The organism is Stenotrophomonas sp. NPDC078853, assembly GCF_044901215.1.
Lineage (GTDB): Bacteria > Pseudomonadota > Gammaproteobacteria > Xanthomonadales > Xanthomonadaceae > Stenotrophomonas > Stenotrophomonas lacuserhaii.
In genome coordinates this window covers 1-25,513 of the sequence record NZ_JBJDOQ010000024.1, presented here as the reverse complement: position 1 = coordinate 25,513, position 25,513 = coordinate 1, and the positions used below count along the sequence as shown (strand labels likewise).

At 61.5% G+C, this 25,513-nt stretch carries 22 protein-coding genes and 1 pseudogene; 12 read left to right on the top strand and 11 right to left on the bottom strand.

Going from position 1 to position 25,513, the window contains the following annotated elements; translation table 11 throughout:
• Positions 1 to 77: 77 nt before the first annotated feature.
• Together ACI2JH_RS18320 and ACI2JH_RS18315 are read right to left on the bottom strand one after the other, a co-directional pair.
• Positions 78 to 968, bottom strand: a complete 891-nt coding sequence (locus ACI2JH_RS18320) for a hypothetical protein (protein WP_182657473.1) — start codon at positions 966 to 968, stop codon at positions 78 to 80.
• A gap of 2 nt (positions 969 to 970) precedes the next feature.
• Positions 971 to 1,657, bottom strand: coding sequence for a hypothetical protein (locus tag ACI2JH_RS18315; protein ID WP_404736880.1), 687 nt, complete (start codon positions 1,655 to 1,657; stop codon positions 971 to 973).
• Between the two features lie 352 nt (positions 1,658 to 2,009).
• On the opposite strand from ACI2JH_RS18315, the gene treA reads away from it, so the two are divergent.
• Entirely contained in the window at positions 2,010 to 3,629 is a 1,620-nt protein-coding gene (gene treA / locus ACI2JH_RS18310) for an alpha,alpha-trehalase TreA (protein ID WP_404736879.1), read from the top strand.
• 21 nt (positions 3,630 to 3,650) lie between these two features.
• On the opposite strand, the gene ACI2JH_RS18305 is transcribed toward treA, so the two are convergent.
• On the bottom strand, positions 3,651 to 4,085 hold the full coding sequence (locus tag ACI2JH_RS18305) for a BLUF domain-containing protein (protein ID WP_349998826.1): 435 nt from the start codon (positions 4,083 to 4,085) through the stop codon (positions 3,651 to 3,653).
• Between the two features lie 52 nt (positions 4,086 to 4,137).
• On the opposite strand from ACI2JH_RS18305, the gene ACI2JH_RS18300 reads away from it, so the two are divergent.
• Entirely contained in the window at positions 4,138 to 4,917 is a 780-nt protein-coding gene (locus tag ACI2JH_RS18300; protein WP_404736878.1) for a hypothetical protein, read from the top strand.
• 80 nt (positions 4,918 to 4,997) lie between these two features.
• Positions 4,998 to 5,771 carry an EAL domain-containing protein gene (locus tag ACI2JH_RS18295; protein WP_182657468.1) on the top strand — a complete coding sequence of 258 codons (774 nt, stop codon included), beginning with the start codon at positions 4,998 to 5,000 and terminating at the stop codon, positions 5,769 to 5,771.
• A gap of 94 nt (positions 5,772 to 5,865) precedes the next feature.
• On the opposite strand, the gene ACI2JH_RS18290 is transcribed toward ACI2JH_RS18295, so the two are convergent.
• Complete coding sequence (locus ACI2JH_RS18290; protein ID WP_404736877.1) at positions 5,866 to 6,327, bottom strand: VOC family protein; 462 nt, start codon at positions 6,325 to 6,327, stop codon at positions 5,866 to 5,868.
• 618 nt (positions 6,328 to 6,945) lie between these two features.
• A complete protein-coding gene (locus tag ACI2JH_RS18285; RefSeq protein ID WP_182657466.1) occupies positions 6,946 to 7,731 on the bottom strand; it encodes a hypothetical protein in 786 nt (261 codons plus the stop codon).
• A gap of 209 nt (positions 7,732 to 7,940) precedes the next feature.
• Between ACI2JH_RS18285 and ACI2JH_RS18280 the strand changes: the two genes are divergently transcribed.
• Positions 7,941 to 8,627 (top strand): hypothetical protein, encoded by a 687-nt coding sequence (locus tag ACI2JH_RS18280; protein WP_182657465.1) that lies wholly within the window; start codon positions 7,941 to 7,943, stop codon positions 8,625 to 8,627.
• A gap of 547 nt (positions 8,628 to 9,174) precedes the next feature.
• Here the strand turns inward: ACI2JH_RS18280 and chrA are convergent.
• From chrA to arsH, 3 genes are read right to left on the bottom strand one after another with little or no spacing between them, the layout of a single operon-like run.
• A complete protein-coding gene (gene chrA, locus ACI2JH_RS18275; RefSeq protein WP_404736876.1) occupies positions 9,175 to 10,377 on the bottom strand; it encodes a chromate efflux transporter in 1,203 nt (400 codons plus the stop codon).
• Positions 10,378 to 10,431: 54 nt separating this feature from the next.
• Positions 10,432 to 10,851 (bottom strand): arsenate reductase (glutaredoxin), encoded by a 420-nt coding sequence (gene arsC / locus ACI2JH_RS18270; protein WP_404736875.1) that lies wholly within the window; start codon positions 10,849 to 10,851, stop codon positions 10,432 to 10,434.
• Positions 10,848 to 11,588, bottom strand: coding sequence for an arsenical resistance protein ArsH (arsH, locus tag ACI2JH_RS18265; RefSeq protein WP_404736874.1), 741 nt, complete (start codon positions 11,586 to 11,588; stop codon positions 10,848 to 10,850). Before arsH ends, arsC begins: the two co-directional genes overlap by 4 nt.
• Before the next feature lie 39 nt (positions 11,589 to 11,627).
• On the opposite strand from arsH, the gene ACI2JH_RS18260 reads away from it, so the two are divergent.
• Positions 11,628 to 11,942: a helix-turn-helix transcriptional regulator gene (locus tag ACI2JH_RS18260; RefSeq protein WP_182657460.1), complete on the top strand. Its 315-nt coding sequence runs from the start codon at positions 11,628 to 11,630 to the stop codon at positions 11,940 to 11,942.
• A gap of 103 nt (positions 11,943 to 12,045) precedes the next feature.
• Positions 12,046 to 13,104 (top strand): ACR3 family arsenite efflux transporter, encoded by a 1,059-nt coding sequence (arsB, locus tag ACI2JH_RS18255; protein WP_404736873.1) that lies wholly within the window; start codon positions 12,046 to 12,048, stop codon positions 13,102 to 13,104.
• A gap of 59 nt (positions 13,105 to 13,163) precedes the next feature.
• On the opposite strand, the pseudogene ACI2JH_RS18250 reads toward arsB, so the two are convergent.
• Positions 13,164 to 13,693: pseudogene (locus ACI2JH_RS18250) on the bottom strand (STAS domain-containing protein); the annotation flags it as partial.
• A gap of 487 nt (positions 13,694 to 14,180) precedes the next feature.
• On the bottom strand, positions 14,181 to 15,989 hold the full coding sequence (locus ACI2JH_RS18245; RefSeq protein ID WP_404736872.1) for an ATP-dependent nuclease: 1,809 nt from the start codon (positions 15,987 to 15,989) through the stop codon (positions 14,181 to 14,183).
• 1,356 nt (positions 15,990 to 17,345) lie between these two features.
• Between ACI2JH_RS18245 and ACI2JH_RS18240 the strand changes: the two genes are divergently transcribed.
• Genes ACI2JH_RS18240 through ACI2JH_RS18230 form a run of 3 tightly spaced genes read left to right on the top strand, consistent with a single transcriptional unit; the run spans position 17,346 to position 21,804 of the window.
• Positions 17,346 to 19,562: a hypothetical protein gene (locus ACI2JH_RS18240; RefSeq protein WP_404736871.1), complete on the top strand. Its 2,217-nt coding sequence runs from the start codon at positions 17,346 to 17,348 to the stop codon at positions 19,560 to 19,562.
• Positions 19,559 to 20,584: an AAA family ATPase gene (locus ACI2JH_RS18235; protein WP_404736870.1), complete on the top strand. Its 1,026-nt coding sequence runs from the start codon at positions 19,559 to 19,561 to the stop codon at positions 20,582 to 20,584. Before ACI2JH_RS18240 ends, ACI2JH_RS18235 begins: the two co-directional genes overlap by 4 nt.
• The gene (locus ACI2JH_RS18230; protein ID WP_404736869.1) at positions 20,581 to 21,804 is read left to right on the top strand and encodes a TniQ family protein; all 1,224 of its coding nucleotides are present in this window, start codon (positions 20,581 to 20,583) and stop codon (positions 21,802 to 21,804) included. Before ACI2JH_RS18235 ends, ACI2JH_RS18230 begins: the two co-directional genes overlap by 4 nt.
• A 156-nt stretch (positions 21,805 to 21,960) precedes the next feature.
• Here ACI2JH_RS18230 and ACI2JH_RS18225 read toward each other — a convergent pair whose 3' ends face one another.
• Positions 21,961 to 22,164: an antitoxin VbhA family protein gene (locus tag ACI2JH_RS18225; protein ID WP_404736868.1), complete on the bottom strand. Its 204-nt coding sequence runs from the start codon at positions 22,162 to 22,164 to the stop codon at positions 21,961 to 21,963.
• 356 nt (positions 22,165 to 22,520) lie between these two features.
• Here ACI2JH_RS18225 and ACI2JH_RS18220 point away from each other — a divergent pair, with 356 nt between their 5' ends.
• The 3 genes from ACI2JH_RS18220 (at position 22,521) to ACI2JH_RS18210 (ending at position 25,463) form a co-directional block, all read left to right on the top strand.
• Positions 22,521 to 22,889, top strand: a complete 369-nt coding sequence (locus ACI2JH_RS18220) for a hypothetical protein (protein ID WP_319623682.1) — start codon at positions 22,521 to 22,523, stop codon at positions 22,887 to 22,889.
• A gap of 91 nt (positions 22,890 to 22,980) precedes the next feature.
• Positions 22,981 to 24,231, top strand: a complete 1,251-nt coding sequence (locus tag ACI2JH_RS18215) for a TolC family protein (RefSeq protein WP_404736867.1) — start codon at positions 22,981 to 22,983, stop codon at positions 24,229 to 24,231.
• Positions 24,228 to 25,463, top strand: coding sequence for an efflux RND transporter periplasmic adaptor subunit (locus tag ACI2JH_RS18210; protein WP_404736866.1), 1,236 nt, complete (start codon positions 24,228 to 24,230; stop codon positions 25,461 to 25,463). The genes ACI2JH_RS18215 and ACI2JH_RS18210 overlap by 4 nt, the downstream gene beginning before the upstream one ends.
• Positions 25,464 to 25,513: the final 50 nt, after the last annotated feature.

The window sequence follows — 25,513 nt, the reverse complement described above, 5'->3', positions numbered from 1 at the left end:
GGCAGCTGCCACCACACGATCAGCAACCATGATCCCCGGTAGCGCCGAGCCACGCTCGGCGGCTTGACCCACGCAGCTCAGCGCGCGCGATCCACTTCGTCAAGCAGCGTGCGCAGCCACTGCATGCGCGCCTGCACGTCCTTCGTGGCACCTTCTGCGCCAGCCGCCCGCCACAGAAGCGAATCCAAGCCTCCTGCACAGTCGCCACTGTTCAGACATATATCGTCTGCATAGTCCGACCCTACGCCGCAGTCCAGCCCGCGCTCGCATGCCAGCAGCACCAATGCGGTGTGGTCATGCCGGCTGGACCCGATGCCTGCCTGCACGGGTGCACGCGGCATCAGCGTGTACAGGTACGCCATTTCATACAGCGCCCGCGGGTCGTCCGATATCAGCGCATCCTCAACCAGCGCCGCGGCATCGTCAGGCAGGGCGGTTTCGCGCTCGGCATCCCAGGCCCGGCTGCGCTGCCGCAGGCGCGCCAACAAATCACCCTGCTTCGCTGCATCCTGCAGCAACTGGCGGTACTGCAGCGCCTGGGCTCTGCGGTCACCCGGGATGTTCTCGCATAGCGCACCACGCCGGGCGGCGGCGGCGCGCAGCAGCGGCACGTGGTCCGTCCTCATATGCCCAGCCAGAAAATCGACCTGCGACCACAGTCCTGCACCGTGCGAGGTGCCGAAGCCGCAGCGAAGGATCAGTTCGGCGAGATCGCGCATCGCCACTGGATCGCCGGCCGCAACATCACGACGCAGCGCCAGGACGCGCTCTGCGCCGGACTTGGCAGGCGCTGCCTGGATCTCGCGTGGCGCCGCAGGGCGTGGCCTGTCGTTACGCTGCACAGCGGCTTCGGCAGCCGGCACCGCAGGGACTACGGACGTCGCCGCAGGCCTGGGCCACAGCAGGACGGCGATGACCGCAAGCAGCACGGCGGTCAAGCCGATCAGCAACCGGTAGCGCCGTGCCATTTTCAGCGCGCGCGATCCACTTCGTCGAGCATCGTGCGCATCCATTGCATGCGGGCCTGGACCTCCTCCGTCCTGCCCTCGGCAGCAGCGGCGTTCAACACCACTGTATCGAGATCCTCCGTGCACATTGCACTGGTAATGCACAGATCATCGCCGAATTCAGAGCTCGCGCTACAGTCCAGGCCGCGCTCACAAGCCACCAGGACCAAGGCAGCGCCATCGCTGCTGGTGGTACGCATGCCGGCCTCGGCCAGCAGTTCCGGTGACGTGTTATGCAGGCTCGCCAGCTCGAACAGCGCGCGCGGATCGCTGGACATCAAGGCTTCGTCGATCAGCGCATCGGCATCATCCGGCAACCCCGCCTTGGCCTGCTGGGTAAACGCACGGGTGCGCTGGCGCAGCCGTGCCAACAGGTCGCCTTTGCCCGCGGCATCCTGCAACAGCTGCCGCTGCTGCTGAACCTGCTCGTCAAAGGTGCCCGGGATGGTTTCGCACAGCGCCTGCCGCCGCGCCGCAGCGGCACGCAGCAGGTGCACCTGGTCAGGCTTCATCTGCGCCGCCATCTCGTCCACATGTTTTTCGAACAGCGGGCCGTGCAGCTTGCCGAATCCGCAGCGCTGCATCACATCGGCGAGATCGCGCATCGCCGCCGGGATCCCGGCGGCGGCGTCCCGGCGCAGCGCCAGCATGCGTGCCTGCGCGGATTGACCCACCGCAGGTGGCGTGTCGGACGGGGTGGCGGCGGCTGGCGGCGGCTCGTTCGGTGGCACCGCGTCGAAGCTGGCCGCGCCAGCTGCTTCAGGCGCATGCGGACGCTCAGGCCACAGCAGCGCGGCGATGGCCGCAAGTACCACCACGACGGCCCCGATCAGCAGGCGACGGGCGTTCCGGGGCGTTGTGCGGTCCATGGCCAACCTGCTTCCTCGAGGGGTTCCCTGTGATGGACTGTACAGACAAAGACAATCACGACCAACGGCCATCACCTGCCCGACGCGCGTCGCTGTACTAGAGTTGAGGCCACGCTCATCCCAAGGCTCTCACATGCGCGCACGCAACTGCCTGGCCACTCTGCTGCTGGTCCCGATGGTGTGGAGTACGGCGCTACACGCCGCAGACCCCACGCCACCGGACCAGCGCCTGCAGCCGCTGTTCCAGCAGGTGCAGGGTGCGCATCTGTTCGCGGACCAGAAGACCTTCGCCGATGCGGTACCACGCCGCGCGCCCGAGGCGATCGTGCAGGCCTGGCATCGCGAGCACACCCAGTCCGGTTTTTCGCTGCACGCCTTCGTCAACGACAACTTCGATATCCCCAGCGACGCAGCGCCCTACGTGCCACCGGCAGGTGAAACCCTGCGCGCACATATCGAAAGCCTGTGGCCGGTACTGACCCGCCAGACCGGCACGGTCGATCCGAATGGTTCCCTGCTGCCGCTGCCAAAGCCCTACGTGGTGCCTGGCGGGCGCTTCCGCGAAGTGTATTACTGGGACAGTTACTTCACCCTGCTGGGGCTGGCGGCCAGCGACCAGTGGCAGCAGGTGCGCGACATGGTGGACAACTTCGCCTACCAGATCGACACCCACGGCCACATTCCCAATGGCAACCGCAGCTATTACCTGAGCCGTTCGCAGCCGCCGTTCTTCAGCCTGATGGTGGACCTGCTGGCCACCCACGAAGGCGATGAGGCGTATCGGCGCTACCTGCCCCAGCTGCGCGCGGAACATGCATTCTGGATGAGCGGTGCCGACGGGCTGGCGCCGGGGCAGGCGCATGCACGCGTGGTGCGGCTGGCCGATGGCAGCGTGCTGAACCGCTATTACGATGCCCGCGCAGTGCCACGCACCGAATCCTGGACCGATGACCTGGCCACGGCGGCGCAGGCACCGCAGCGCGCACCGTCGCAGGTTTACCGCGACCTGCGCGCGGGCGCGGAGTCCGGCTGGGATTTCAGCTCGCGCTGGCTGGATGACCCGGCCGCGCTGTCCAGCATCCGCACCACCGACATCCTGCCGGTGGATCTGAACAGCCTGCTGTTCCATCTGGAACGCACGCTTGCCCACGCCAGCGACGTGGCCAAGGACACGCAGGCACGCCGTGACTTCAAGCGCCAGGCACAGGCACGCCAACGCGCCATCAATACCCATCTGTGGGACCAGGCGCAGGGCTGGTACGTGGACCGCGACCTGCAGACCGGCCACACCCGCCCTGCCCTCACCGCCGCCGCACTGTTCCCGCTGTGGCTGGACATCGCCAGCAAGCCGCAGGCACGACGCACCGCCGCCGCCGTGGAAACTCAATTGGTAAAAGAAGGCGGCTTGCTGACCACCACGCTCCGTACCGGCCAACAGTGGGACGCGCCCAACGGTTGGGCACCGCTGCAGTGGGTGGCCGTGGATGGCCTGCAGCGCTACGGCCAGGACAGGCTGGCACGGCAGCTGGGCACACGCTTCCTGCGCACCGTGCAATCGGTGTATGACCGCGAGCAGAAGCTGGTGGAAAAGTACGTGGTGGATGGATCGGCCGGCGGTGGCGGCGGGGGCGAGTACCCGCTGCAGGATGGCTTCGGCTGGAGCAACGGGGTCACGCTGGCGCTGTTGGATCGGCTGTGTGCGCCGAACAAGCAGAAATGCGAAAGCGCGGCGGACGTCGAGGCGGATGACTGAAGCGCCCGGGCTCGGATCGCTTCAGCCCGGAGTGCGCATTTGCTGCCGGTGCCGGGCCACGATACCGTCCAGATGGTCGACCGCTGTGGGCCGTACCGCAGTTCCCCGGCGTACGAAGCTGTTCCAGTCGGCCGTTGCCACCTTTCCAAGGTCCCGCCGCTCCGTGTCCACCCGCGTCATGGACCAGAAGGGGCATAGCCGGGTCCCGACGAGCCCCCGCGCGAGCTGCAGGATGTCGACATGGCTCGATGCGGCGAGCACCCGCCCGTAGGCTGCATGCACGCCCTGCTCCGGGCCCTCCAGGTACTGCAGAAAGCGCTCACCATCGAACAGCAGCAGCCCGGTCACTCCTGCCAGATGATTGAACCTCGCCGCATCCTGGACGAGCCCTTCGAGTCGTCCGGCCGGAAGGTCGGCGGCCATCTGGCTTGCATAGACAAGAGCATGGAGCGGCACGGCGTTCTCCGGAGGCGGAGACTGAGCTTAGCCCGGAGGCGAATAAAGAATCGTGATGATGGCGTCGACACGCGCATGCTGCCCCGGCCCTGCTGGTGGATGCTTCACAGGATGCAGGCTGTTCAAGGGCGATGATGCGCGTCAGCGCGCTGGCGTGCGTCGACTCGACTGGATCAATTTCACCGTGCTTCAGAAGCTTCTCCATTTCGCCCCCCTGATAACCGCAGCCATGACCTGCGTGACGGCGTTGATCTGGGTCGTCTACCTGAGTTTCTTCCTGCGCAGCTATCGTCGCCAGCAGCGCCCTTCCATCCTGATCACGTCCGGCGCCGGGAAAGACCTGGATGCGCACTGCTTGGTGACCAACCTGGGGCTGGAACCGGTCTACCTGCTCGATGTAGTCATCGACCTGATCGAGCCCACCGGCAGGGTCGTTCGCGCTGTCATTCCCGAACGCACGGAGCGCTGGCGCCAGGCTGCTCCCGGCGATGACGATGACCTCCGCCGCGCAACCACCGTGGGGGCGCTCATCAGCGGCGGCGAACGCGACCTGGGACGATTCCGCACGCTTATCGAGCGCGCCAGCCTGGAGAATCCGGACATCGCCACCGAGGCGGCTTTCTCCAGCCTGGAGGTCACGGTGATCCTGGTCACCGCCAGCCAGGCCGAGCTGTGTGGGGCGTCGCGTTGCTACCGGGTGGAGCATCGGCCAGACGCCCAACCCCGGCTGCAAGCGATGACCATCAAGGCACGACAGCTGCAGGGCTACTTTGCCCGCCGCAACCTGACCCGCCTGCTGACCGCGCAGATCAGGTCAAGCAGCGGAGGTTGAGTGAAGGGCGTCGGCGTCCACATGACCGTTATGGGCGTCGGCTATTCTCATTGCCTCGACCCGAGCACGGATTCAACCGCATGCCCCCCACCGATCTGCGCGCTGGATGCAGCCTATGCCGCGATGCGGATCCGCTGCAGTTCGACTTCAGTTACGCATTCCAGCCGATCGTCGATGTGCAGGCTCGCCGGGTGTTCGCGCACGAAGCGCTGGTGCGTGGTCCGGCTGGCGAGCCGGCAAGCTCGGTACTGTCACGTGTCACGGCGGACAACCGCTACTCGTTCGACCAGGCCTGCCGTGAGAAAGCCATCCGGATCGCGGCGTCGTTGAATCTGGAATCACACCTTTCAATCAACTTCCTGCCCAACGCGATCTACCGGCCAGAGGTATGCATACGCTCTACGCTCCAGGCCGCAGCCCGGCATGGTTTTCCGGTCGAACGGATCATTTTTGAAACCGTCGAGGGAGAGCAGGTCAGCGATGGCAAGTGGCTGGCCGAGATCCTGAGCGAGTACAAACGAATCGGCTTCAAGACGGCGATCGATGATTTCGGTGCCGGGTTTGCGGGGTTGAACCTGCTGGCCGACTTCCAACCGGACATGGTCAAGCTGGACATGGCGCTGATCCGGGGGATCGACCACAGCCCTGCACGACGCGCGATCGTTGCCGGCGTGGTATCCATGTGCGGGCAGTTGGCTATTGAGGTCATTGCCGAAGGCATAGAAACCCGCGATGAGGCGCAGTGTCTGTCGGATCTCGGCATCCGCCTGATGCAGGGCTATTGGTTCGGTCGGCCGCAGTTCGAGCGCGCCGTGCACCAGGCCGACATTGCCCTGCCAGACATGGGTCGATAACCCAACGAAGAACTGGCGATAACACCCGCCAAGAGCGCGTGTTTGCATGGCCGCACCTGACAGTGATGCCAGTTCACTTTCCTCTGCACACCCATCACCTGCTTGGCGGCTGCATGAACTCGATTGTGATGTGATCGGGGCCGGAGACGTAGGCCGCTAGTGTCCCCTTGCGTGGACCGCCTGGAATGGGTTGTGGACTGCCCTTCGCCTTCCATCCCGCCGCCTCTACCCGGGCGATGGCGGAGTGAATATCCTCCACGGTCAAAGCCAGGTGTGCAGCTCCGATCGCACCGGCACTGTCCGGCGCGGCTCCATGCTGGCGACCTCCAGAGTACTGCAGCAGCTCAACCATGAACCCATTCGGCGCCGAGACGATTGCCGTGCGCACGTTCGGATCATCAACGCCTGTAACCTGATACAGGAAATCGCCTCCCATCTCCGATTGGCGTTGCAGCTCGAAACCCAGCGCCTGGGTCCAAAAGTGGATGGATTCATCCAAGGAGGAAACCGTAAAGCCGGCATGATCAACGCCAACGAGGTGCGTCGTCTTGGTCATGGCTGCATGGTCATAGGGGCCGACTCGGCATGTGGGCCGTCTTTGGGGTTACGGCGTGATAGTGGGTTTCATCAGGAAATCTAGGTGGCGCGGCTTGTTCGGTCAAGCGAATGCGCAATGGCGGCCTCGGCACCTTCACCGTCATCACCGACGGCAGCAGCGGCGTGTCAGCCGATGTCCACGACAGGATGCCGGTGTGGCTGCAGCTTGGCTAGGTCGATAACTGGATGGACGCCGAGCGGCGACGACGACGCCGACGCCGACGCCATGGCGATGCTGCTGGCCAGCGAGCCCCCACTTCTATGGAGGCATGCCGAGTCAGCCGGGCGGTGAACAGGCCTCACAACGATGACGGGCAGCCTTCGCAGCTTCTCGGTTGATTGGGTTCTGCCCCGATATCACGGACGGCTCTAAAAAGCTGCAACCTTCTGATCCTGCCTCGCGGCTCTGATGCCCCCAGGATTGCCGCGCCTGATGTGCCCTCGCGCTTATCGCCCCGCAGACTCAGTGAAGGACAGGGCCTGGTTCTACGCGTGTGGCCATCTTTTACCCTTTTTACCCTCATAAGTTGTCCGAAGCGGCCGAACCCATCCGGCAGACTTGGCTGGCAGATGCAGCTTACCTACAGTTTTCAGCGCCAACGGACCGAACCGTTGCGACTCGGCCGTCTTCGGTTGAGACGTGCAAGCATTGCTGGGTCTGAGCATTCCACCACGTCACGACAGAGCGCCCGTCCCGTTGCTGCGCGTCGCGATCGGTAAAGCCGCGCGAACGCAGATTCGTTTCTGCACCCGCTGCGCGGGCGCCGACCAGGTCTGCAAATTCGCCCTGCCCACCACGGCCTGTTTCCGAGCGCCAAGGAACCTGCTTCGAACGTTCCCTGAGGCCGGCACCATAGCCATCACTGTAGGTGCCGCTGTCCGCCTCTGCGCTGTAACCGTGCACGGCATCACGGTAACCACGTTCATAATCCGCTTCATGGCGCGCATCGTCGTCATGGCCACCGTCATCATGATGATGTGCCTGATGAGCCAGCGCTGCGATGCCCAGAATAGCCGCAGCCGCGACAGCCACCTTGGCCCCGTCACTGATGCCATCCTTCTTTCCTCCAGCGCGCTGGCCGCAGTCCGGGGCGGGTGAAGTCACTACCGACGCCACACGGCCTCGCTCGCTGCGCACCGTCACGCAACGCTGATCGCTTCGGCTCCACCAGTTGCCATACCCGCCCGATTCCGATTCCATCGTGTAGCCGCGCGCGCCCAGCGTGCGCGATGCTTCGCTATCCTTCTGACCCTGAAGGTCGGCCAAGCCGGGGGCTGCATCCTGGGCAACCACGCCGGTCGACACGAGAAGCATGGATAGGACAGTTGCGATAGCAAGGGTATTGCGTTGCAGGACCGACATGGCAGATCTCCGTGATGTTGGCCGTTCAGGCCGCCTGGAACACAGACTGCCATATAAACCGTTACACAGCGTTACCATCTTCAGCAGGCGGCTTGGAATGCCCTGGTGCGCCGGAGGCATCTGGTCAGCCACCTGACAAGAACCGGTTCATCGCGCAGCCGCGCGTAAAACGTTCTCCCTCAATCCATGACCATCATCACGGAGCCGGAATGGATTTCCTCAAGATCCTCAAGTCCCTGGAAGAGCTCGTGTTCGAAGCACTTACATGGATCGTGCTGCTCCCTTACACGCTTCTTCGAATTCTCCGCTCACCAGTGGTCATGGCGGACTATGCGGCTGGCGAACTGCGATCAGAGAACGAAACCCGATTCAGCGAGGCCATCAGCCCACCCCTATTGCTCATCCTGTGCGTCCTCATCGCCCACGGGGTCGACATGTCGATGCACACCCACGCCGACAACCTGGACGGCACATTGGCAGCCGACCTGCTGGCATCGGAACAGAACCTCTTGTTGTACCGGACCATCGCGTTTGGTATCTGGTCGCTGGCTGGATCACTTTATTACTTGTTGCGAACCAGCCGCCCGGTGAACCGCGAAACGCTCCGGTATCCGTTCTACGAGCAGTGCTACCTGGTCGCACCTTTCGCGCTGGTCTTCTCCATCGGTGTCACCCTGATCTCCACGGAACAGCCAAGGGCGTTGCTGATCGGCGTACTGGCAACGCTCTCGGCAGCATGCTGGTTCTGGATTGCCCAGATCGCGTGGGTAAAACGGCACACCTCACTGAGACTTTGGCGCTGCATGGTCGCGGCGACGGCAATAAGCATCTGCGGCTACGTGGTAAACGGGCTGATGATCTATGCCCTGATCCATGTTCATAGCTCTGGGAGATAACCGCGCGCAAGGCGTTTATCCAGTCGGCCTCTTCATGGCTTTCCGCTGCCGCAGTATTGAATCTTGGCCAACCACCGTCAGAATCTGCCAGGCGATATGCAGTAGATTCCGCTGGACGTGAGGCGCGTGAATCGACCTGCTGAGCGCCACAGCAATCCTGAACCTGCGCCCTGATATCGGACACCAAGGGCGGGAATCTGATCGCAACTGGAGGTTCACATGGCTGACAACGCTACCCGTCGTCCATGGGTTTTCGGCCAGCATGAGTCGTAAGGGCAATTGCTCGGACAACGCAGTGGCAGAGGGCTTCTTCTCCACTCTGAAGTCTGAAGAAGCCTCCCGTCCGTATCTCACCGAAGAAGATGCCCGTGCAGGGATCGGCGCTACAGCCACGGCTTCTACAATTCAGGACGTATGCACTCCTCGCTGGGATACAAATCGCCCAACGAGTTCGCCAAGCAGCTGAAAGCTCGCTGCTTGAACCCGCTTTGGCGCGACCGTTTTGTGGGGGGGCAGGTTCAAACCGCGCCTGACCGACCTGATGGCGTTACCACGCCATCGCCCAGCCCGCCATCGCAGCCAACAACACCACTACGATCGGCGGTGTGCGCGCGACGGCCAGCAGTCCGAACGCAACCAGTGCCATCGCGAGATCCCATCGGTCATGGATCGCACTCGTCCACACCGGGTCGTACAACGCCGCCAGCAGGATACCAACCACCCCGGCGTTGACCCCTGCAATCGATGCCTGCAGGTCCCTGCGGTGGCGCAGGGATTCCCAGAACGGCAGCACCCCCACAAGCACGAGAACGGCTGGCAGGAAAATGACCACCAAGAGGGCAAAACCCCCTGCCCAGCCACCCAGCGGCCCCTCGGCCATGGCCCCCAGGTATGCTGCAAAGGAGAAGAGAGGGCCCGGCACCGCCTGCGCCGCACCGTACCCGGCGAGCAGATCCGCCGTACTCACGATGCCGCTCTGGACGACCGCGGTTTGCAGCAATGGCAGCACGACATGGCCGCCGCCAAAGACCAGGGCGCCAGCGCGGTACGTGCCCTCCACCAGCATAGCCAACGGGGAGCCGCTGGCCACCGCCCACGCAGGCAGCAGAACAAGCGGCAGCACCAACAGCGTCAGCGCTACCGTGCCGGTTCTTCGCGAGACAGGATAGCTGCAGGCTGACTGGCCCGGGGCCGGTTCAATCTTCAGCATCCAGCGACCGAGCAGGCCGCTGCCGATGATCACCACGATCTGACCGACGACCGAGGGCATGGCCAAGGTCAACACCGCGGCAAGAAACGCTATCCCTGCCCGCAGACGGTCCGGGCACAGGGACCGGGCCATTCCCCATACTGCTTGGGCCACCACGGCAACTGCCACGATCTTCAGGCCATGCAGCCAGCCGGATTCGACGATGCCCTGGTATTCGGCAACGCCCAAGGCGAACAGGATCATCAGCACGGCCGACGGCAGCGTAAAGCCAGCCCAAGCAGCCAGCAGGCCAGGCCAGCCGGCGCGACGAAGGCCCAGCGCCATGCCTGCCTGGCTGCTGGCCGGCCCTGGCAGCAGCTGGCACAGGGCCACCAGATCGGAGTAGCTACGGTCCGTCAGCCAACGTCGGCGTTCGACGAACTCCAGGCGGAAGTAGCTCAGGTGGGCGATCGGGCCGCCGAACGATGTCAGCCCCAGTCGCAGGAACACCAGGAAGACGCGCCACGCGCTGTCGCTTCTTGTGGGATCGAGCGACGACATGGGGCATGACCTCCTTTGGCTCTCAACGGTGGCAAGCCCAGCCCGGCACCGGGATCACGGCGTCGAGCTGCCGGCGTGCCCGGTCACCAACTCTCCATCTTCCTTTCGGAACGGTCCGGGCAGCGGCGGCAGGATGTCCAGCACCACTTCCGAAGGCCGACACAGACGAGTACCCCTGTCGGTTTGTACGAAAGGACGATTGATGAGTATCGGGTGAGCCAGCATCGCATCAAGCAGCGCGTCGTCGCTCAGTGCTGCATCGCCCAGTGCCAGCTCGTCATACGGCGTTCCCTTCTGCCGGATGGCATCGCGCACGCTCAACCCTGCCGCCGTAATGAGCTCGACCAGGCGCGCACGGCTGGGCGGGTGGGCCAGATAGTCGATCACTTCCGGTTCGATCCCGGCGAAGCGGATCAGCGCGAGTGTGTTGCGCGAGGTCCCGCACCTGGGGTTGTGGTAGATGACAGCGTTCACGCACTTTCCTCCCGATTCAGAACGGTCTCGACCACGTCTGCAGCAGCCGCCAGCGCCGCCGCTTCAACGGCGCCCTTGCGCTCGCTGTAGCGGTCGACCAGATAGTCACTGCGCCCGCGCACCAGCAGGGTGAACTTGACCAGTTCCTCCATCACATCCACCACGCGATCGTAATACGCTGAAGGCTTCATGCGACCTTCGTCGTCAAACTCCTGCCACGCTTTGGCGACCGACGACTGGTTGGGGATCGTCACCATCCGCATCCATCGGCCGAGCACGCGCAGCGCGTTGACCACGTTGAACGACTGCGAGCCGCCGCAGACCTGCATCACGGCCAGCGTGCGACCCTGGGTAGGGCGCACGCTCCCCTCTTCCAGTGGCAGCCAGTCGATCTGGTTCTTGAATACCGCGGTAAGGGTGCCGTGGCGTTCCGGGCTGACCCATACGTGGCCCTCCGACCACAGCGAGGCTTGCCGAAGCTCCTGCACCTTTGGGTGGGTAGCCGGTACCGAGTCAAGCATCGGCAGCTCGTGTGGATTGAACAGGCGGGTTTCCGCCCCGAGCTGTTCCAACAGCCGCTGAGCCTCCAGCGCCAGCTTGCGGCTGAACGACTGAGGTCGCAGCGAGCCATACAGGATAAGGATGCGTGGCCGATGTGGCTGCGCGGCCGGATCGTTGAGCTTGGTGGCCGTCGGGATGTCCAAGGCACCCGGGACCACGTTGGGGATCTGCTGCACGGGGTTGTCCTGCGATATCTATTCCATTATTCTAGAATCATGGAACATAAGGACGCAACCCACGCCTTGGCAGCCCTGGGTCATGCCACTCGCCTGTCGATCTTCCGCCTTCTGGTTCAGGCTGGCGGTGGCGGCAAGCTGGCCGGCGACATTGCCCAAGCGCTCTGCTTGCCTGGCGCCACACTCTCCTTCCACCTGAAGGAACTGCTGGCTGCGGGACTGATCAGCGCCGAGCAACGTGGCCGGACCATCTGCTACCGGGCCGAGTTCGTGGCGATGAACGAGCTGGTGGCCTACCTGACTGAAAACTGCTGTGCCGACGAACAGGCCTGTGAACGGCCCGCAGGCTGCTGAGTCCTTACCCCAGGGATCGCCAAAATGACCCGTCGTGTTCTGCGTGCCCGGTTGCGTCTGGCGATTTCGTGCAGATGCACTGACCGTCCTCCCGGAAAATTCCATGACCACTGACACCTCCTGCTTGTCCTTTCTGGACCGGTACCTGACGCTGTGGATCTTCGCCGCCATGGCGCTCGGCGTCGGCCTGGGCGCTTTGTTCGAGGGCGTGCCCAGCGCGCTCAACAGCCTGTCAATTGGATCAACGAACATCCCGATTGCGATCGGTTTGATTCTGATGATGTACCCACCGCTGGCGAAGGTGAAGTACGAGGAACTGCCCACGGTCTTCGCGGACAAGCGGGTGCTGATGCTCTCGTTGCTGCAGAACTGGATTGTCGGTCCGTTCCTGATGTTCGGCCTGGCCGTGCTGTTCCTGCGCGACTACCCCGAGTACATGACTGGCCTTATCCTGATCGGGCTGGCCCGCTGCATCGCCATGGTCCTGGTGTGGAACCAGCTGGCACGCGGCGACAGCCAGTACGTGGCCGGCCTGGTGGCATTCAACTCGATCTTCCAGATCGCACTGTTCAGCGTCTACGCGTGGTTCTTCCTGTCGTGGCTGCCGCCGATGTTCGGCCTGCAGGGCAGCGTGATCGACGTCAGCTTCTGGACCATTGCCGAGGCAGTGCTGATCTACCTGGGCATTCCGTTCCTGGCCGGCTTCCTCACCAGTCGATGGCTGAAGGCGCGTAATGGGTTGCGCTGGTACGAAGAGAAATTCCTGCCTGCAATCAGTCCGATCACCCTGGCTGCGCTGCTGTTCACCATCGTGGCAATGTTCAGCCTGAAGGGCGGCGACGTGCTGCGAATTCCGATGGACGCGGTACGCATTGCAATCCCGCTGACCCTGTACTTCATCATCCAGTTCGTCATCAGCTTCTTCATGGGCAAGCTGATCGCCAAAGACTATCCCCGCACCACCGCTATCGCGTTCACCGCAGCAGGCAACAACTTCGAACTGGCGATTGCGGTGGCCATCGCGGCCTTCGGCCTGTCTTCGCCGGTCGCATTCGCCGCTGTCATCGGCCCGCTGGTGGAAGTACCGGTGCTGATCCTGCTGGTCCGCGTCGCCTTGCGGCTGGGCAAACGCTACTTTCCTGCCGATGCACGGAGCCGCTGAGCCTGGGTGACTGCCGGACAGGAAGCGAGCACCCTCCGGTGCCTGCTTCGCTCATTCGTTCAATGAGTCGATGACAACGCGGCGCCCGGCGTACGCTGCTTTCCTGGGCGGTCCACCAAGGTCTCACTTGCATCGTTGAGACCGGACACCTCAACGGTCGCGCCATGCTCGCGCAGCTTCATTACCCCCCGGTCGAGCGCGTCAACGGTGGTCAGGTCCCAGAAGTGGGCGTCCTTCAGATCGATGGTGACGGCCTTGAGAACATCCAGATAGTCGAGGCTGCTCACGAACTGCCCGGCAGACGCGAAGAACACTTGCCGCTTCACAACGTAGACGCGCGAATCGGTGTCGACTGGATGTCGTCGATGATCAGCATCCTGCCGACCTTGCGGGCGAAGAAGACCGCCGACAGAATCACGCCTGTCAACATGCCCTTGGCAAGGTCGTGGTTAGCCACGGTCACGATGAACGTGCCAGTCATCACAACTGAAAAACTCTTGGGATGAATGGCCAGCTCGCGCAGCGAGCGCCAGCTGAAGGTGCCGATGCTGACCATGAGCATCATCGCGACCAGTGCGGCCAGTCCAATCGTCAGCAGCCGGCGCAGCCGCCGACGCCCGGCAAGGCCGATCACCTACTGCCGCTACCGCCGTCGCACGCTGGCCTGGAGTGTGCGGAGTGGACACTGCACGCACAACCCAGCCGCGGGCGTTCGACAGGCAAAGGAGGCGAAACAACATCGGATGCCGACGCCAGATGCCTTCGATCTGGTGCTGGCGTTCGCACGCGAGCGCGGCGACAAGCAGGATGCAGCGGGTCATCAGTCGCCGACCACGACAGGGCGCTACGACCATGCTCTGTCCGTCGTGAAACCTCCACGACGCCGCTGATTTGTCCGGCAATTGTTCCGCCAGCTCTTATCAGGCACTTCGGGGAGATGTTCCTGCAGGCATAAGTTGACCGCGAGCCGCAACCATAAGTTGTCCTCAGAAACCCGTCGCAACGCCTGCCCCAGGAACGGCCCGGTCGAGCACTCGGGACGATGCTCGAGGTCGATCGAGCTTGCAGACTTACGATCAGTCAGCCTCGTCAGCTACGGGCTCGAACGCGGCTACGGCAGCCGACAGAGTAGCCTCATCTTTCCACTCCAACGCACCTGCGGGGCAGTCATCCGAGATCCTCACCAGAAATTCCAGCAACTGAAGGACCTTCTTCCTGGCGGCTGCATCCTCCCGAACTCTTAGCCACGATGCATACGGCTTCTCTCCGGATACAAGCTCACCAAACATTGCTACCTCAAACGTGTGAACTGAGGCAACAAGGCGAACGCCAGCTGGAGACTTCCCTACTTCTTCGAGAATTTGCCTATTAGCTGGCCATGCGCTGCTTGCGACAAGCTTCCCCTTCCTGTTCTTCGTATTCTGTAGATCAGCATCGTGAAGCACAGAGTACGCGCATTTAAACTGGTTCAGGATCTTGCAGAGCGCAATAATTGTGTACTTACCGCGCGCACGCACGATATGCACATCACGGAACCGATCCGGATCACTAGCGATCACCTCACGGAATGCCGCGTATTCCGTGTCCCCTTCGACAATTACGGTTCGACCGCCGAAGAAGAACTCAGCCACATAGGGATCATACATATTGAGGAGCTTCAAGCGCTCCTTGTCTTTATCACTCAGTCTAGCCCTATCGGGACGGAAAATTGTTGTCCCTGAGACGGCTCCAGCGTTAGATCGCTCGACTCTTACAATCGACGTATTGTCCCGCGAGAGATCAATGAAGGCGGGTGAGTGCGTAGTCACCATTACCTGCCAAGCGTTTCCGCCGGGTAGCGAGTAGAGCACGTTGCACGCGTCACGAACAGCAGCAGGATGAAGACACAGCTCCGGCTCATCCAGTAGAAGCACATGAGGCCTGTCGGTGCCCTTCGCGCCAGCCTTATGGTCTGCAATGATCCTAAGCGCATTCCACATGAGTGTTCGCCTAGTTCCGCTACCCTGCCGCTCCAAATCTGACTGGTGTCCATCGGCCGGTCCCATCCTAAGAACTGGCGGCGCCTTGAAGAAAGATATGCTCTTGCTTAAATCGTCTTCCGGGCGGGCATCCAGCGAAATGCTATAGCCGGGAAACACATCCGCCATAGCCCTTACCAACTCGAGACGCACTTCTTCAATCGCCTCCATTGCCTCAACTGCCACCGTCTTTTGGAGCTCTGCAACTCCAGCAAGGAGCTTCGAGTATGCGCCCTCCTTACCCTTTTCTTCCGTAAGCGTCTTGACGCGTTGCTTGGTTGCCTCTTCCAGAAGGGAAATAACACTATCGGCTTGCTTCTTAGGATCGTCGAAGGCCTCAATTCTGTGCATCTCGGGCCGATTGGCCTGGGCAACAGATGCAGTTCCCCAAGGTCCGTGATCTTTATCCCACGCCTTCAGATCAACGTTGAATCCTCTCTTCTCAGGCTTCCCTGGCACACGCCAGGTCCAACGCTCCCTCACATGTCGATCGCCATTTGGTCGGACATCAATCCATTTGTCGGCCGGCGGCTTACTATTCTCGAAGAGGACGGTCTCCAGCTCGATACTCGGCATGTCTTCGTCTTTCAGGACTGAATCAGCGACGTAGCCGCCAGGGAAGTCCTCAGCTAACAGATCTCCCTTCGCACCAGACTCCATTACAAGCTGGTACGCGCGAAGGATAGAGCTCTTTCCGGTGTTGTTGGCACCTACCAGAACGACGATGTCGTCCAACTCGATTTCAACAGCCTGCTTTCCTATGGCACGGAAATTCTTAATTACTAGTCTATGCATTCGAGCCCGCGGAACAACCTGATCCTCAGCCGCAAGCTTTTTCTCTGCAACCGCCTTCTTGGCATTTGCCATTACGCCCCCCCCCCCTTTCTGTAAACCGCAGCTTGCGGCTGCCCCAATACTGGGTCAGGTAGCAGCACCTCGTCTGTCAGGATAGTCCTACATCGACGGAACGCTCAAGTTCAGAACGAGCGCCCTGCACCCCACCAAGCCTTCCACATCAGCTAGCCCCAGCCTTTGCTCCTGTATGCATGCCAAGAAGCAGTCAATGCTCGGCTCAGCCCATCAGGAGCGGCGTACAACTGGGTGGAATAGTGCATCGCGCGGATTCCGGCTGCCAGGTGCCCGTGCATAGCTGTTGTCGTCGCAGGTCATGCGACGACACACGACAGTGGCTCTCGACCACTTCAAAACATTGTTCACGTGCGCAAACATTTTGGTAAACGCTTCGATCTCCGCCTCTTTCAAGTCCGAAAGACCATGGTCGCGGCTCCGCGCGCGCGAAAAGGCGTCTGAAAGCTACCCATGCCTCAGCGAACGGCCTGCTCCAAGCTATTGGCAGCTAGCCGCCTTCATCAGAACGCGGGTTGCTCCGTACCCACGGGCAAGCCGTCCGGTCTTCGGAAACTTGAGGAAGGGCGCTTGTCCTGCGTGCGGTCAGATTCGCTCGAGTGTGGCAAAGCGACTCACGGCGCTCTAGTTCGATATGGATATATCATACATATCAATTACTTGCGTCATCGCTCAAACAGGTCTATACCTTCAGGTGTCGATACCGGATGGAGCGATCTTAGCCATGTCCAGCGCGTTAGAGACGATAACAGTTCCCCCCAACGCCGCCTTATGGAGTCCGTCCCCACCGGGGGTCTCCATTCCCGACAGTCCAATCCTTTCTGCACTGGATACAGCACGCCTTATGGGCTTCCCCACTCGCGAGGCGCTCGCGAAGGCCCGCCGCACGGGGCGCCTCTCTATTGCGATGTTTCAGATTCCCGGGCGGCGAGGTTGGTTCGCTCGCCGTGAGGAGGTGTGCAGTTGGTTGCACCAGTCCCTGAACAAAGAGGAGGCAGCCCAATGAGTTGATTCCCCTTGGGCCCTCAATAGAAAAGGCCGCACATTTGCAGTGTGCGGCCTTCGATATGGCAAACGGTTTTCGCGTCCGTTGCCTGATATTGAGCCTAGCCCTCCCGGAAAGTCAAGCCCCGCGGCCGCGCCGCGCGCTTCCCTTTTGCCTGCCGCTCCGTCCCACGGCGCGGCATTGGAGGTCTGATGCCTTTTTCCTCAGATGAGTTCCAATCCTACGTAAGCAGGCTGCATCTTCAGAAGGCTGCAGTTGACTACATTTCGACGACGCGGGAGAACCTTCCCGCCCGAGCTGTTGGGTCCTTCGGTCGCCACAACACGGTGTGGAGGTATCCGAGTCGAAAGATGCAATTCGCTTTGGCTCTCGAGAGTACCGAGGAACATACCTACGCTGCCCAGCTCGAGTACGACACCTCCGTGCTTGAGTATTGGGAACAACCTGCGCGTGTGAGCTTAAGCATTGCAGACATACGCGGAAGGATGAGAAGGGCTAGCTACGTTCCCGATTTTCTTGTCTTGGGCCAGGAAAGAGTCTGGGCAGCCCAGGTCAAAACAGCTAAGGATTGCGCCCAGCTTGCCGCAGGCAATCCCAATCGGTGGACGTGGGATGGTGCGGTCGCTGCGGATCTGGCAGCAGAGGCCTACTTCAGCGACATTGGCCTAGAGCACAGGGTGGTTGCGGATGGAAGCCAGCGCAAGATCTTTGCCGAGAATTGTCTGCTGCTTCTCGGCCTCCAGCGGACAGCAGCACCCGAAAAGCAAATAGAGCGCCTCGCTAAAGCTGTCGTCTCACTGGGCAAAGAAGAAGTGTTTAGCGCCGCCCAGCTCCTACAGATGGCCGACATCCCAACCGGGAGCAGCATCGCCAGGCTGGTTGAAAACGGCACGCTGTTCACCGATCTCCGTCGATGCCGCCTTGCTGATCCAGCAGGTTGCCTCGTATCCAGGACCCAAAAGGTCGTCGACTCGCACCTACTTCGCCTAGATCAGATTGCAGCTGCAGCAAAGAGACCGGTGCAACTCTCTGCCAAAGAGGCTAGCGAAGTGTCTCACCGGCTTCTCGTCATTCGGGAGGGTCATCAGACCGACAGATGCGAGCGAACGAAAAGGCGGTGGCGTGCGCAGATGACGGCTAGTCATGGAGACCCGTGCTGCCTACGTCCTAGGCATAGCTCCAAGGGTAATCGCATGCCTCGAATAAGTGCAGAAGAGACGAAGGTGCTAGATGACTCGATCCACACGCATTTTCTCAATCCCGACTGCATAGCCCGGTCCGCGGCACATGCCCAGTACCTGCTTGATCATCAGCTTGCCGTGGATAGTGGCACCTTGCGTCAAACCTCACGTGCTGTTTGCTACGAGACGTTCCGGCGCAGGTGCGAGCAACTTCCACCCGACCATATCGCAGGCGCCAGGAGTGGCCCAAGGGCCGCAGCGGCGCATGTGGCCCCCGTTGATCCCGCTCAAGCGAGCCTTGCGCCAGCCAGAGCGTTCGAGCGTGCGCACACCGACCATTACCTATGTGATCTATACGTCATCGTATGCGACGCGGCGACACCTTTCACCAGTAAGCCGTGGATCACGGCTCTCCGTGATCAAGCGACAGGGCTGGTCCTTGCAACTTCCCTAAGCTTCAGCAGCCCTAGCAACCACAGCGTCTTGCAACTCCTGCGTGATTGCGCGCGCCGGTGGGGAAAACTCCCGGAGACGATCGTGGTAGACAACGGGGCAGAGTTCAATTCCACCTACTTTGAAACGACGCTTGCCAGCCTGGCAGTTTCAAAGCAGAGTCGCCCACCCGGCGAGCCCCGATTCGGCGGTCAGATCGAAGGGTGGTTTCGCTCCCTGAAGGCGTACCTCACCAAGCAACGAGGCAGCACAAACAACAATGCGCGCGGACGGGGCTCGAGCAGAAAGCACAGAGGAGATCACCGCACCCAGTGGACATTGCCCGACGCCTATCGCGCGATAGACGAGTTCATCTTCGGCATCTACAACGTAAATGCAGCCAGTGATGGACTTCAGAGCCGCCTAGGAATTTTCACGGATCGCATGGAGGCATTTCCTGAGAGTGGCGTCGACGCCCCATACAACCCTCAGCTTCTGGCATGCACGGCCCTGCCCTTGCCTCGGCACCTGAAGGTAGACCGAGCACGCGGAGTAAGGCACAACGGCCGGTGGTATAGGCACCCTCTGCTCTTCCAGCATCGCTTCCATGAAAAACCTGCGGAAGCCTATGTAGAGCCTTGGGACATCGACACGCTGTACGTGTTGATCGATGGGGAGCGCATCGCTTGTCGCCACGGCTCCATTCGCGCGGCTGACCTTACAACCGATTTCACACCGGCACTGGACTCCATCCGATTCTTGGGAAGTGCTAGGGGACGAGCCCTGCTCGCCAAGGCCGCTGCGATCGAGACAGCCAAGCTCACCAGGCGCAATGTAGCTCCGGCCACCGCGGCATCGCCTCCGAGACAGCCTGCACGTCTAAAACGCGGAGGCATCACACTGCCCGCCAAGCACGCTGACGTGAGGCCTTATCAGCCAGGAGACAGCAAGTGAGCGCGCGCCTGCGGGACATCATCAATAACGCACGCTTTCCGCACCCTCGTTATGTCGACGCAGTCAGGGCAGCCGTAGGCCTGATCACCTTCAGCGGCTCCGGATCGGTGATCGCGATGGTCGGCCCTCCCAGAGCCGGCAAGAGTACAGCAGGCCGTGCGGCTGCTAAGGAGGTCTACCCGCGAGCAGCCGAAGACACTGTCCCCTATGTGATCGCGGACTGCAGTCGTACCGACGTAGGCCACATTTCCATGCGATACCTGACGTTGGACCTGCTTGGGAAGCTCGGCCACCCTTTCTATGGCGACGGGCAGCACTCTCTGCGCCTCAACCTCACCGAGACCAACGCAAGGCTTCAACTAAGACGAGCCATTGAGCATCGACAGACCAAGCTCATCATTATCGATGAAGCCCACCATTTATTACGTGTCAAGAGTCGATCCGGACGCGAAGCAGCGCTTGAGTCATTGAAGTGCTTGGGCAACGAGACCGGCGCGTTGATATTGTTGATTGGCGGATATGAGCTTCTGAAAGAGTGCTTCTGCTCTGCCCACCTGAATGGACGACTGTCGATACTACACCTGGCAAGATACGGAACGAACGCAGCCGACATCCAGTGCTTCGATAGAATTCTCGCGTCCTACGACATGTTGCTCCCCTGGGCAAAAGGGCACTCGCTTCTCGACATGCGAGAATTTGTATATGCAGGATCATTGGGCTCCTGCGGGCTCGTCGGAAATTGGACTCTGCTCGCTCTTGCGCGGATGTCGGCGACGGGTGCATCACGCCTGCGTATGGATCACTTCAAGCAGGCCCGCTACGAACAGCAACTAGAAGAGATCTGCGCAGACATCGAGTTCGGTGAGGCTGCGCTAAGGCCGATTGAGGGTCTTCTAGCTCTCACTGAGCGCCCCCTTGTAGATAGAGCGGAAAAGGGAGGCGGCAGCAGACTTCAGAAGAGGCGGCCGGGAAAGCGACTGCCAAAAAGGGACCGGGTTGGAGAACAGGATCACGGCGCATGAGGCCATACTTCCCTTTAACGCCTATCGGCATGGGCACTCTCCAAGTCGAGTGCCTCTCCTCCTTTCTTCATCGATTGGCTGTGGCACACGGTGTGACTCGATATCAGCTCGTCTCCCACCTCCAGCGCTGGTGGGTCGCTGAGACCGGGGAGCACTTACCGAGGTGCCAAGAACTTCGATGGGATGGTTACAGCCCCAACGTGGCCACCGCCCTCCGAGCATTGCAGCACGCAACGGGTCAATCGCTTTCCAACACTACTCTCATTGCCCTTCGGGACGCGTGCGCAGGAAACTGCATCGGCTCGATCAAGCACGAGCGTAGCTGGTGCCCCGGCTGTTTTGCTGAGGACATTGCGGCTGGGGCCCCAACATATGATCGCTTGCTATGGCGCATTCAGGGCGTTGAGCGTTGCAGCGTGCATCGGCTCAGGTTAGCTAGAACGTGCGCACATTGTGGGTCAAGCCAGTTTCGAGACAAAACGTGGGTCGATCTCCACATGTGCGCCGTTTGTGGTGACCTCTTGAACATTGAACCTTCGAAGCGCGACTACGTGGCGAAACCATTTTTTGGGGAGGTGCAGACGGAGTGGCTTGTGGCCCATTTGTCCAGCCTGCATGAAACTGCTGAAAATCCTCTAAGCAGATTCTTGAGCAGCGTTGACGTCACGGATCGCCAACTTACGAAAGAACTGGGCGACATATTTCATGCCAGATGCCATCCCGCACGCCCCCAACTTACGTCTCTCATCGCTGTAGCAACATGTTTCAACGTAGACCTGATGCAATTGCTCACGGAGCCCGAGGCGGCCGCCAAACAAGCCGTGCTGAAGCTTGGGAGCGCGAGCCCACGCAGAGTACGCAGACCGTCCTCCCACCTGAGGAAGAGCCGCACTCTATGGCTGAAAGATCAACTCATTGCGGCTATCGCTGCCGGGCCACCCTACGCATCCACCGCCGAGCTCTGCCGAACGAGAGACTACAACGTGGATTCTGCTAGAAACACATTCCCAGATCTGACCGCTGAGCTAAGTCGAAGGCACCACGCTTGGAAAGAAGGGGAGTCTAAGAGACACCTTAAGAACATCAAGAGCACTCTGAAACGTTTGCAAGCGAGGGGAAAGCAGCTGACGGTCAAAACATTCACAAGACTCGTCGCCCACGAGTCCGGAGCTCCATTGCATCTAGTAAGAAAGGTCGTTGGATCGACTAATCGAGCTTAGATGGCTTTCCTGCTCCGCCTGGAGGCCCGCTAGGCGCCTACCTTGCCCCATCTGCCTCACCGAACTGTCAAATTGGCTGCCGCTCCGAAACCAAGGCAAGTCTTGCGAAGAGCTCCTAGTTCCATCAACTCAGCCTCCCGCCGACATGCCGTCCGTTCATCCAGGCAACGAAGACTTGCCTTCATCTGAAACCCTGCTCCAAAGCCGAAGCATGAGGTCCCTAAGCTGCTCAGAGTCGATGTCTCCAGCAACCCAAGACTCCATCAACGCAAGTCCTTTCTTGCTGAAGCTCAATCCTTCCGTTTGAAGAGATCCCTGCGCCGCAACCAAAGCCTCCCGTCGAGAGCGTTCATCTGACATAGGACACCTCACTAATAGCCATCCAAGACGCATTTTAGCCGCATTTTGACGCCCTGACTCCCTCTTACCCGCAAGTATGGGCCGGTCTGGCTGGTTACCAGATGTGTTCCGCGGACCAGCCTGCCATGGATTTTTCACCCAGACGACAGAACCGTCTCCATTATTGATCCGCAACTGAACAGTGTCCGCTTTCGGCCAGAACCGGACATCTTGGGCGGCCACGCCTGAGGCAAGGTTGATCGGAGCGGGCGTGAGCGACGCGTTCCTCGAGAGGCGAGTCTATATTGGAGCAGGCCCCGCTCCCCCCAACTCAAGGCTCTCGACAACCAAGGTTCGGTACGACTATTCTTCATTTCATGTCCGCCTTCTCGGCCCGCCACCGTCGACTCATCCGGTTCAGCATTTTTGTGCTGATGCTGTTGAGCGTTGTTGTTCGGCCGATTGTGATCCAGCAGGGCGAGCTCCACACTGCCGAGCACGACATCGCTGCAACGGCGGAGCATGGGCACTCACACGCCCCTGGACATGGCGACAACGTAGATCCGAAGCATGCATCAGGCGTCCACAGCGTCCTTCACCAAGCCGATGTGAGCTTTGCCGGCATGCTGGTGTCCTCGAATCTGAACCTGGCTACGGTTCCCCCGGCATCTTTGTTGCCCGGTCTGCACTCCGTTGATGAGCCCTCTGGCCATCGCGGCTCACCTTTCAGACCTCCGATCGTCTGACGACTCCTGCCGCGCTGTAGCGGCCTGAGCGCGCTGTCCACCGAATGGTGGCTGGCAGCGCATCGTCATGACTATTTGTCGGAGATTTTCCGTGAAATTACGTAGTTTGTGGGCGCTGGCTATTGCCGGCGCCTGCGGTGTGGCCGTGCCTGGCCACGCCGCTGAAGTGCTGCGTCTGGAGGATGCGGTTGCCCGTGCCCTGGGCACCCATCCCAGCGTGCAGGCAGACGCTGCTCAACTAGAAGCTGTCAGAAGCCGTGCGGGCCGGGAGGCATTGCCTACGCCGCTTGTGCTGGGCGGCGAGCTTGAGAACGTGGCTGGCTCAGGTGGCCTGAGCGGCTTGGACGCCGCCGAATCCACCTTTCGCGTCTCCAAGGTGCTGGAACTGGGTGGGAAGCGGGCAGCGCGCCAAGCACTCGGTGGCGCGGAGGTGGACGCCGCCCGAAGCGGCGCGGACGTCACCCGTATCGCCATCGCCACCCTGGCCGCGGGGCGCTTCGTCGACGTGCTGGCCGCTCAGGAGCATGTCGAGCACGCCGACGAGCGCATCAAAATGGCCCAAGCCATGCGCCGTGAAGTGGCCCGCTGGGTAGCGGCCGCCCGCAATCCGGACTCGGACCTGAGATCCGCCGAGATTGCCCTGCTCGATGCCGAGCTGAGGCGGGAGCAGGCATTGCAGGCCCTGGAGGGCGCGCGGATGTCACTGGCGGCCACGTGGGGGGCACCCAGCCCGGACTTCGGCTCGGTTGCAGGAGATACCGAGACCCTTCCCCCTCTGGATGATTTTGATCATCTGAGCCTACGCCTCGCCACGACACCACAGCAGCGGGCCATGGACGCTCAAGCCGGGGTTCTTGGTGCAAGAAGTGAGATCGCCCGAGCCAGCGCTAAGCCGGATATCAGCGTTGGCCTCGGCATTCGCCGACTGGAGGCCACCAAGGACAGCGGCCTCGTGATGTCCGTCTCTGTCCCGGTGGGGAGCCGTCGGCGGTCGGACTTCTCCGTCGCCGAAGCGGACTACGAGCTGACCTCCCTCAAGTACAGGCGCGAGGCGCAGATGCTGGAGGTGCGTCAGGAGCTGTTTGGCATCTACCAGCAGCTCAAGCAAGCGCAATCCGAAGTGGAGTCAGTGCGCCAGCGCCAGTTGCCAAAGGCCCAGCAGGCCTTTGACCAGAGCCGCAGGGGCTTTGAGGAAGGCCGCTTCTCCTTCTTGGTGCTCAGCCAGGCGCAGCAGAGGCTCTTCGACCTTCGCGAACGGGAAGTCGAATCCGCCGCCCGCTATCTCCGCCTCCTGGTCGAGGCCGACCGCCTCACCGCTTCTGCCTTGGACATCCGCCCATGAACCGATACGTATTCCTGATCCTGCTCCCGTTCGCCCTGGCTGCATGTGGCGGCAACGAACCAGCGCAGGGCGACAAGCCTGAAGCCACTGCTGCGGCCGCAGGCGATTACGAGCGAGGGCCGCATCGCGGGCGCATGCTTCGCGACGGCGACTTCGCCCTTGAAGTGACTGTTTACGAAACCAATACCCCGCCGCAGTTCCGGCTGTATGCCTATCGCAACGACAAGCCGCTTGCACCTGGCGAAGTCAAAGCGACGATGCAACTCAAGCGACTGGACGGCGAAGTCAACAACTTCAGCTTTGCTCCGGAGAGCGATTACCTGGTGGGCAACGGGGAGGTGGTCGAACCGCACTCCTTTGACGTCAAAGCCGACGCGGTGGTGGGTGGGAAAAACTACACCTGGGCCTACGCCTCGTACGAAGGGCGCACCACCATAGATCCGAAAGCGGCTGCCGACGCAGGTGTCGTGGTTGAGTCCGCTGAACCAGGGGTCATCCGGGACACCGTTTCCCTCATGGGCAACGTCGCGGTCGACACCGGTCGATTTGCTGCGGTGAAGGGACGCTTCCCGGGCGTGGTCCGCAGTGTGGCGGTCGAGATGGGACAACGCGTGTTGCCCGGCCAGACGCTGGCCACGGTGGAGGGCAATGACAGCATGCGGACCTACTCCGTCACGGCGCCTTTCAGTGGCGTGGTGCTCGCACGCAACACATCAGTAGGCGATGTCGCTGCCGACAACACGTTGTTCGAGATTGCTGACCTTTCCGAGGTCTGGGTGGACCTGCGTGCGCTGGGAAGCGATGCAGAGCGACTGTCGCCGGGCCAAGCAGTGACCATCCGTTCGGCGACAGGTGGTTTGGAAGCAACGGGAAAGCTGCAGGGCCTCCTGCCGCTGGCCAGCGCGGGCCAGACCGTGGTGGCACGTGTGGCCCTTGCCAATAGCGAAGGCAAGTGGCGACCAGGAATGGCCGTATCCGCCGAGGTCGTCATCGCAGAGACGGAAGTCCCGCTGACGGTAAAAGAATCGGGCCTGCAGCGTTTCCGGGACTTCACCGTGGTGTTCGCCCAGGTGGGCGACAGCTATGAGGTGCGGATGCTTGAATTGGGTAGGCGCGATGGCGAGCGCGTGGAGGTTCTGAAAGGACTGAAGCCGGGAACCCATTACGTGTCCGAGCAGAGCTACCTGATTCGTGCCGACATCGAAAAGTCCGGCGCAAGCCACGACCACTAAGGACGCCCCATGCTAGAGCGAATCATTCGCGCGTCCATCGCGCACAGATG

What these genes read in the sequence shown, in the direction of transcription:
- ACI2JH_RS18320 (WP_182657473.1), bottom strand. Translation starts at nt 968, where the DNA reads ATGGCACGGCGCTACCGGTTGCTGATCGGCTTGACCGCCGTGCTGCTT.
- ACI2JH_RS18315 (WP_404736880.1), bottom strand. Translation starts at nt 1,657, where the DNA reads ATGCTGGCGCTGCGCCGGGACGCCGCCGCCGGGATCCCGGCGGCGATG.
- treA (WP_404736879.1), top strand. Translation starts at nt 2,010, where the DNA reads ATGCGCGCACGCAACTGCCTGGCCACTCTGCTGCTGGTCCCGATGGTG.
- ACI2JH_RS18295 (WP_182657468.1), top strand. Translation starts at nt 4,998, where the DNA reads ATGCCCCCCACCGATCTGCGCGCTGGATGCAGCCTATGCCGCGATGCG.
- ACI2JH_RS18290 (WP_404736877.1), bottom strand. Translation starts at nt 6,327, where the DNA reads ATGACCAAGACGACGCACCTCGTTGGCGTTGATCATGCCGGCTTTACG.
- ACI2JH_RS18285 (WP_182657466.1), bottom strand. Translation starts at nt 7,731, where the DNA reads ATGTCGGTCCTGCAACGCAATACCCTTGCTATCGCAACTGTCCTATCC.
- ACI2JH_RS18280 (WP_182657465.1), top strand. Translation starts at nt 7,941, where the DNA reads ATGGATTTCCTCAAGATCCTCAAGTCCCTGGAAGAGCTCGTGTTCGAA.
- chrA (WP_404736876.1), bottom strand. Translation starts at nt 10,377, where the DNA reads ATGTCGTCGCTCGATCCCACAAGAAGCGACAGCGCGTGGCGCGTCTTC.
- ACI2JH_RS18260 (WP_182657460.1), top strand. Translation starts at nt 11,628, where the DNA reads ATGGAACATAAGGACGCAACCCACGCCTTGGCAGCCCTGGGTCATGCC.
- arsB (WP_404736873.1), top strand. Translation starts at nt 12,046, where the DNA reads ATGACCACTGACACCTCCTGCTTGTCCTTTCTGGACCGGTACCTGACG.
- ACI2JH_RS18245 (WP_404736872.1), bottom strand. Translation starts at nt 15,989, where the DNA reads ATGGCAAATGCCAAGAAGGCGGTTGCAGAGAAAAAGCTTGCGGCTGAG.
- ACI2JH_RS18240 (WP_404736871.1), top strand. Translation starts at nt 17,346, where the DNA reads ATGCAATTCGCTTTGGCTCTCGAGAGTACCGAGGAACATACCTACGCT.
- ACI2JH_RS18230 (WP_404736869.1), top strand. Translation starts at nt 20,581, where the DNA reads ATGAGGCCATACTTCCCTTTAACGCCTATCGGCATGGGCACTCTCCAA.
- ACI2JH_RS18225 (WP_404736868.1), bottom strand. Translation starts at nt 22,164, where the DNA reads ATGTCAGATGAACGCTCTCGACGGGAGGCTTTGGTTGCGGCGCAGGGA.
- ACI2JH_RS18220 (WP_319623682.1), top strand. Translation starts at nt 22,521, where the DNA reads ATGTCCGCCTTCTCGGCCCGCCACCGTCGACTCATCCGGTTCAGCATT.
- ACI2JH_RS18210 (WP_404736866.1), top strand. Translation starts at nt 24,228, where the DNA reads ATGAACCGATACGTATTCCTGATCCTGCTCCCGTTCGCCCTGGCTGCA.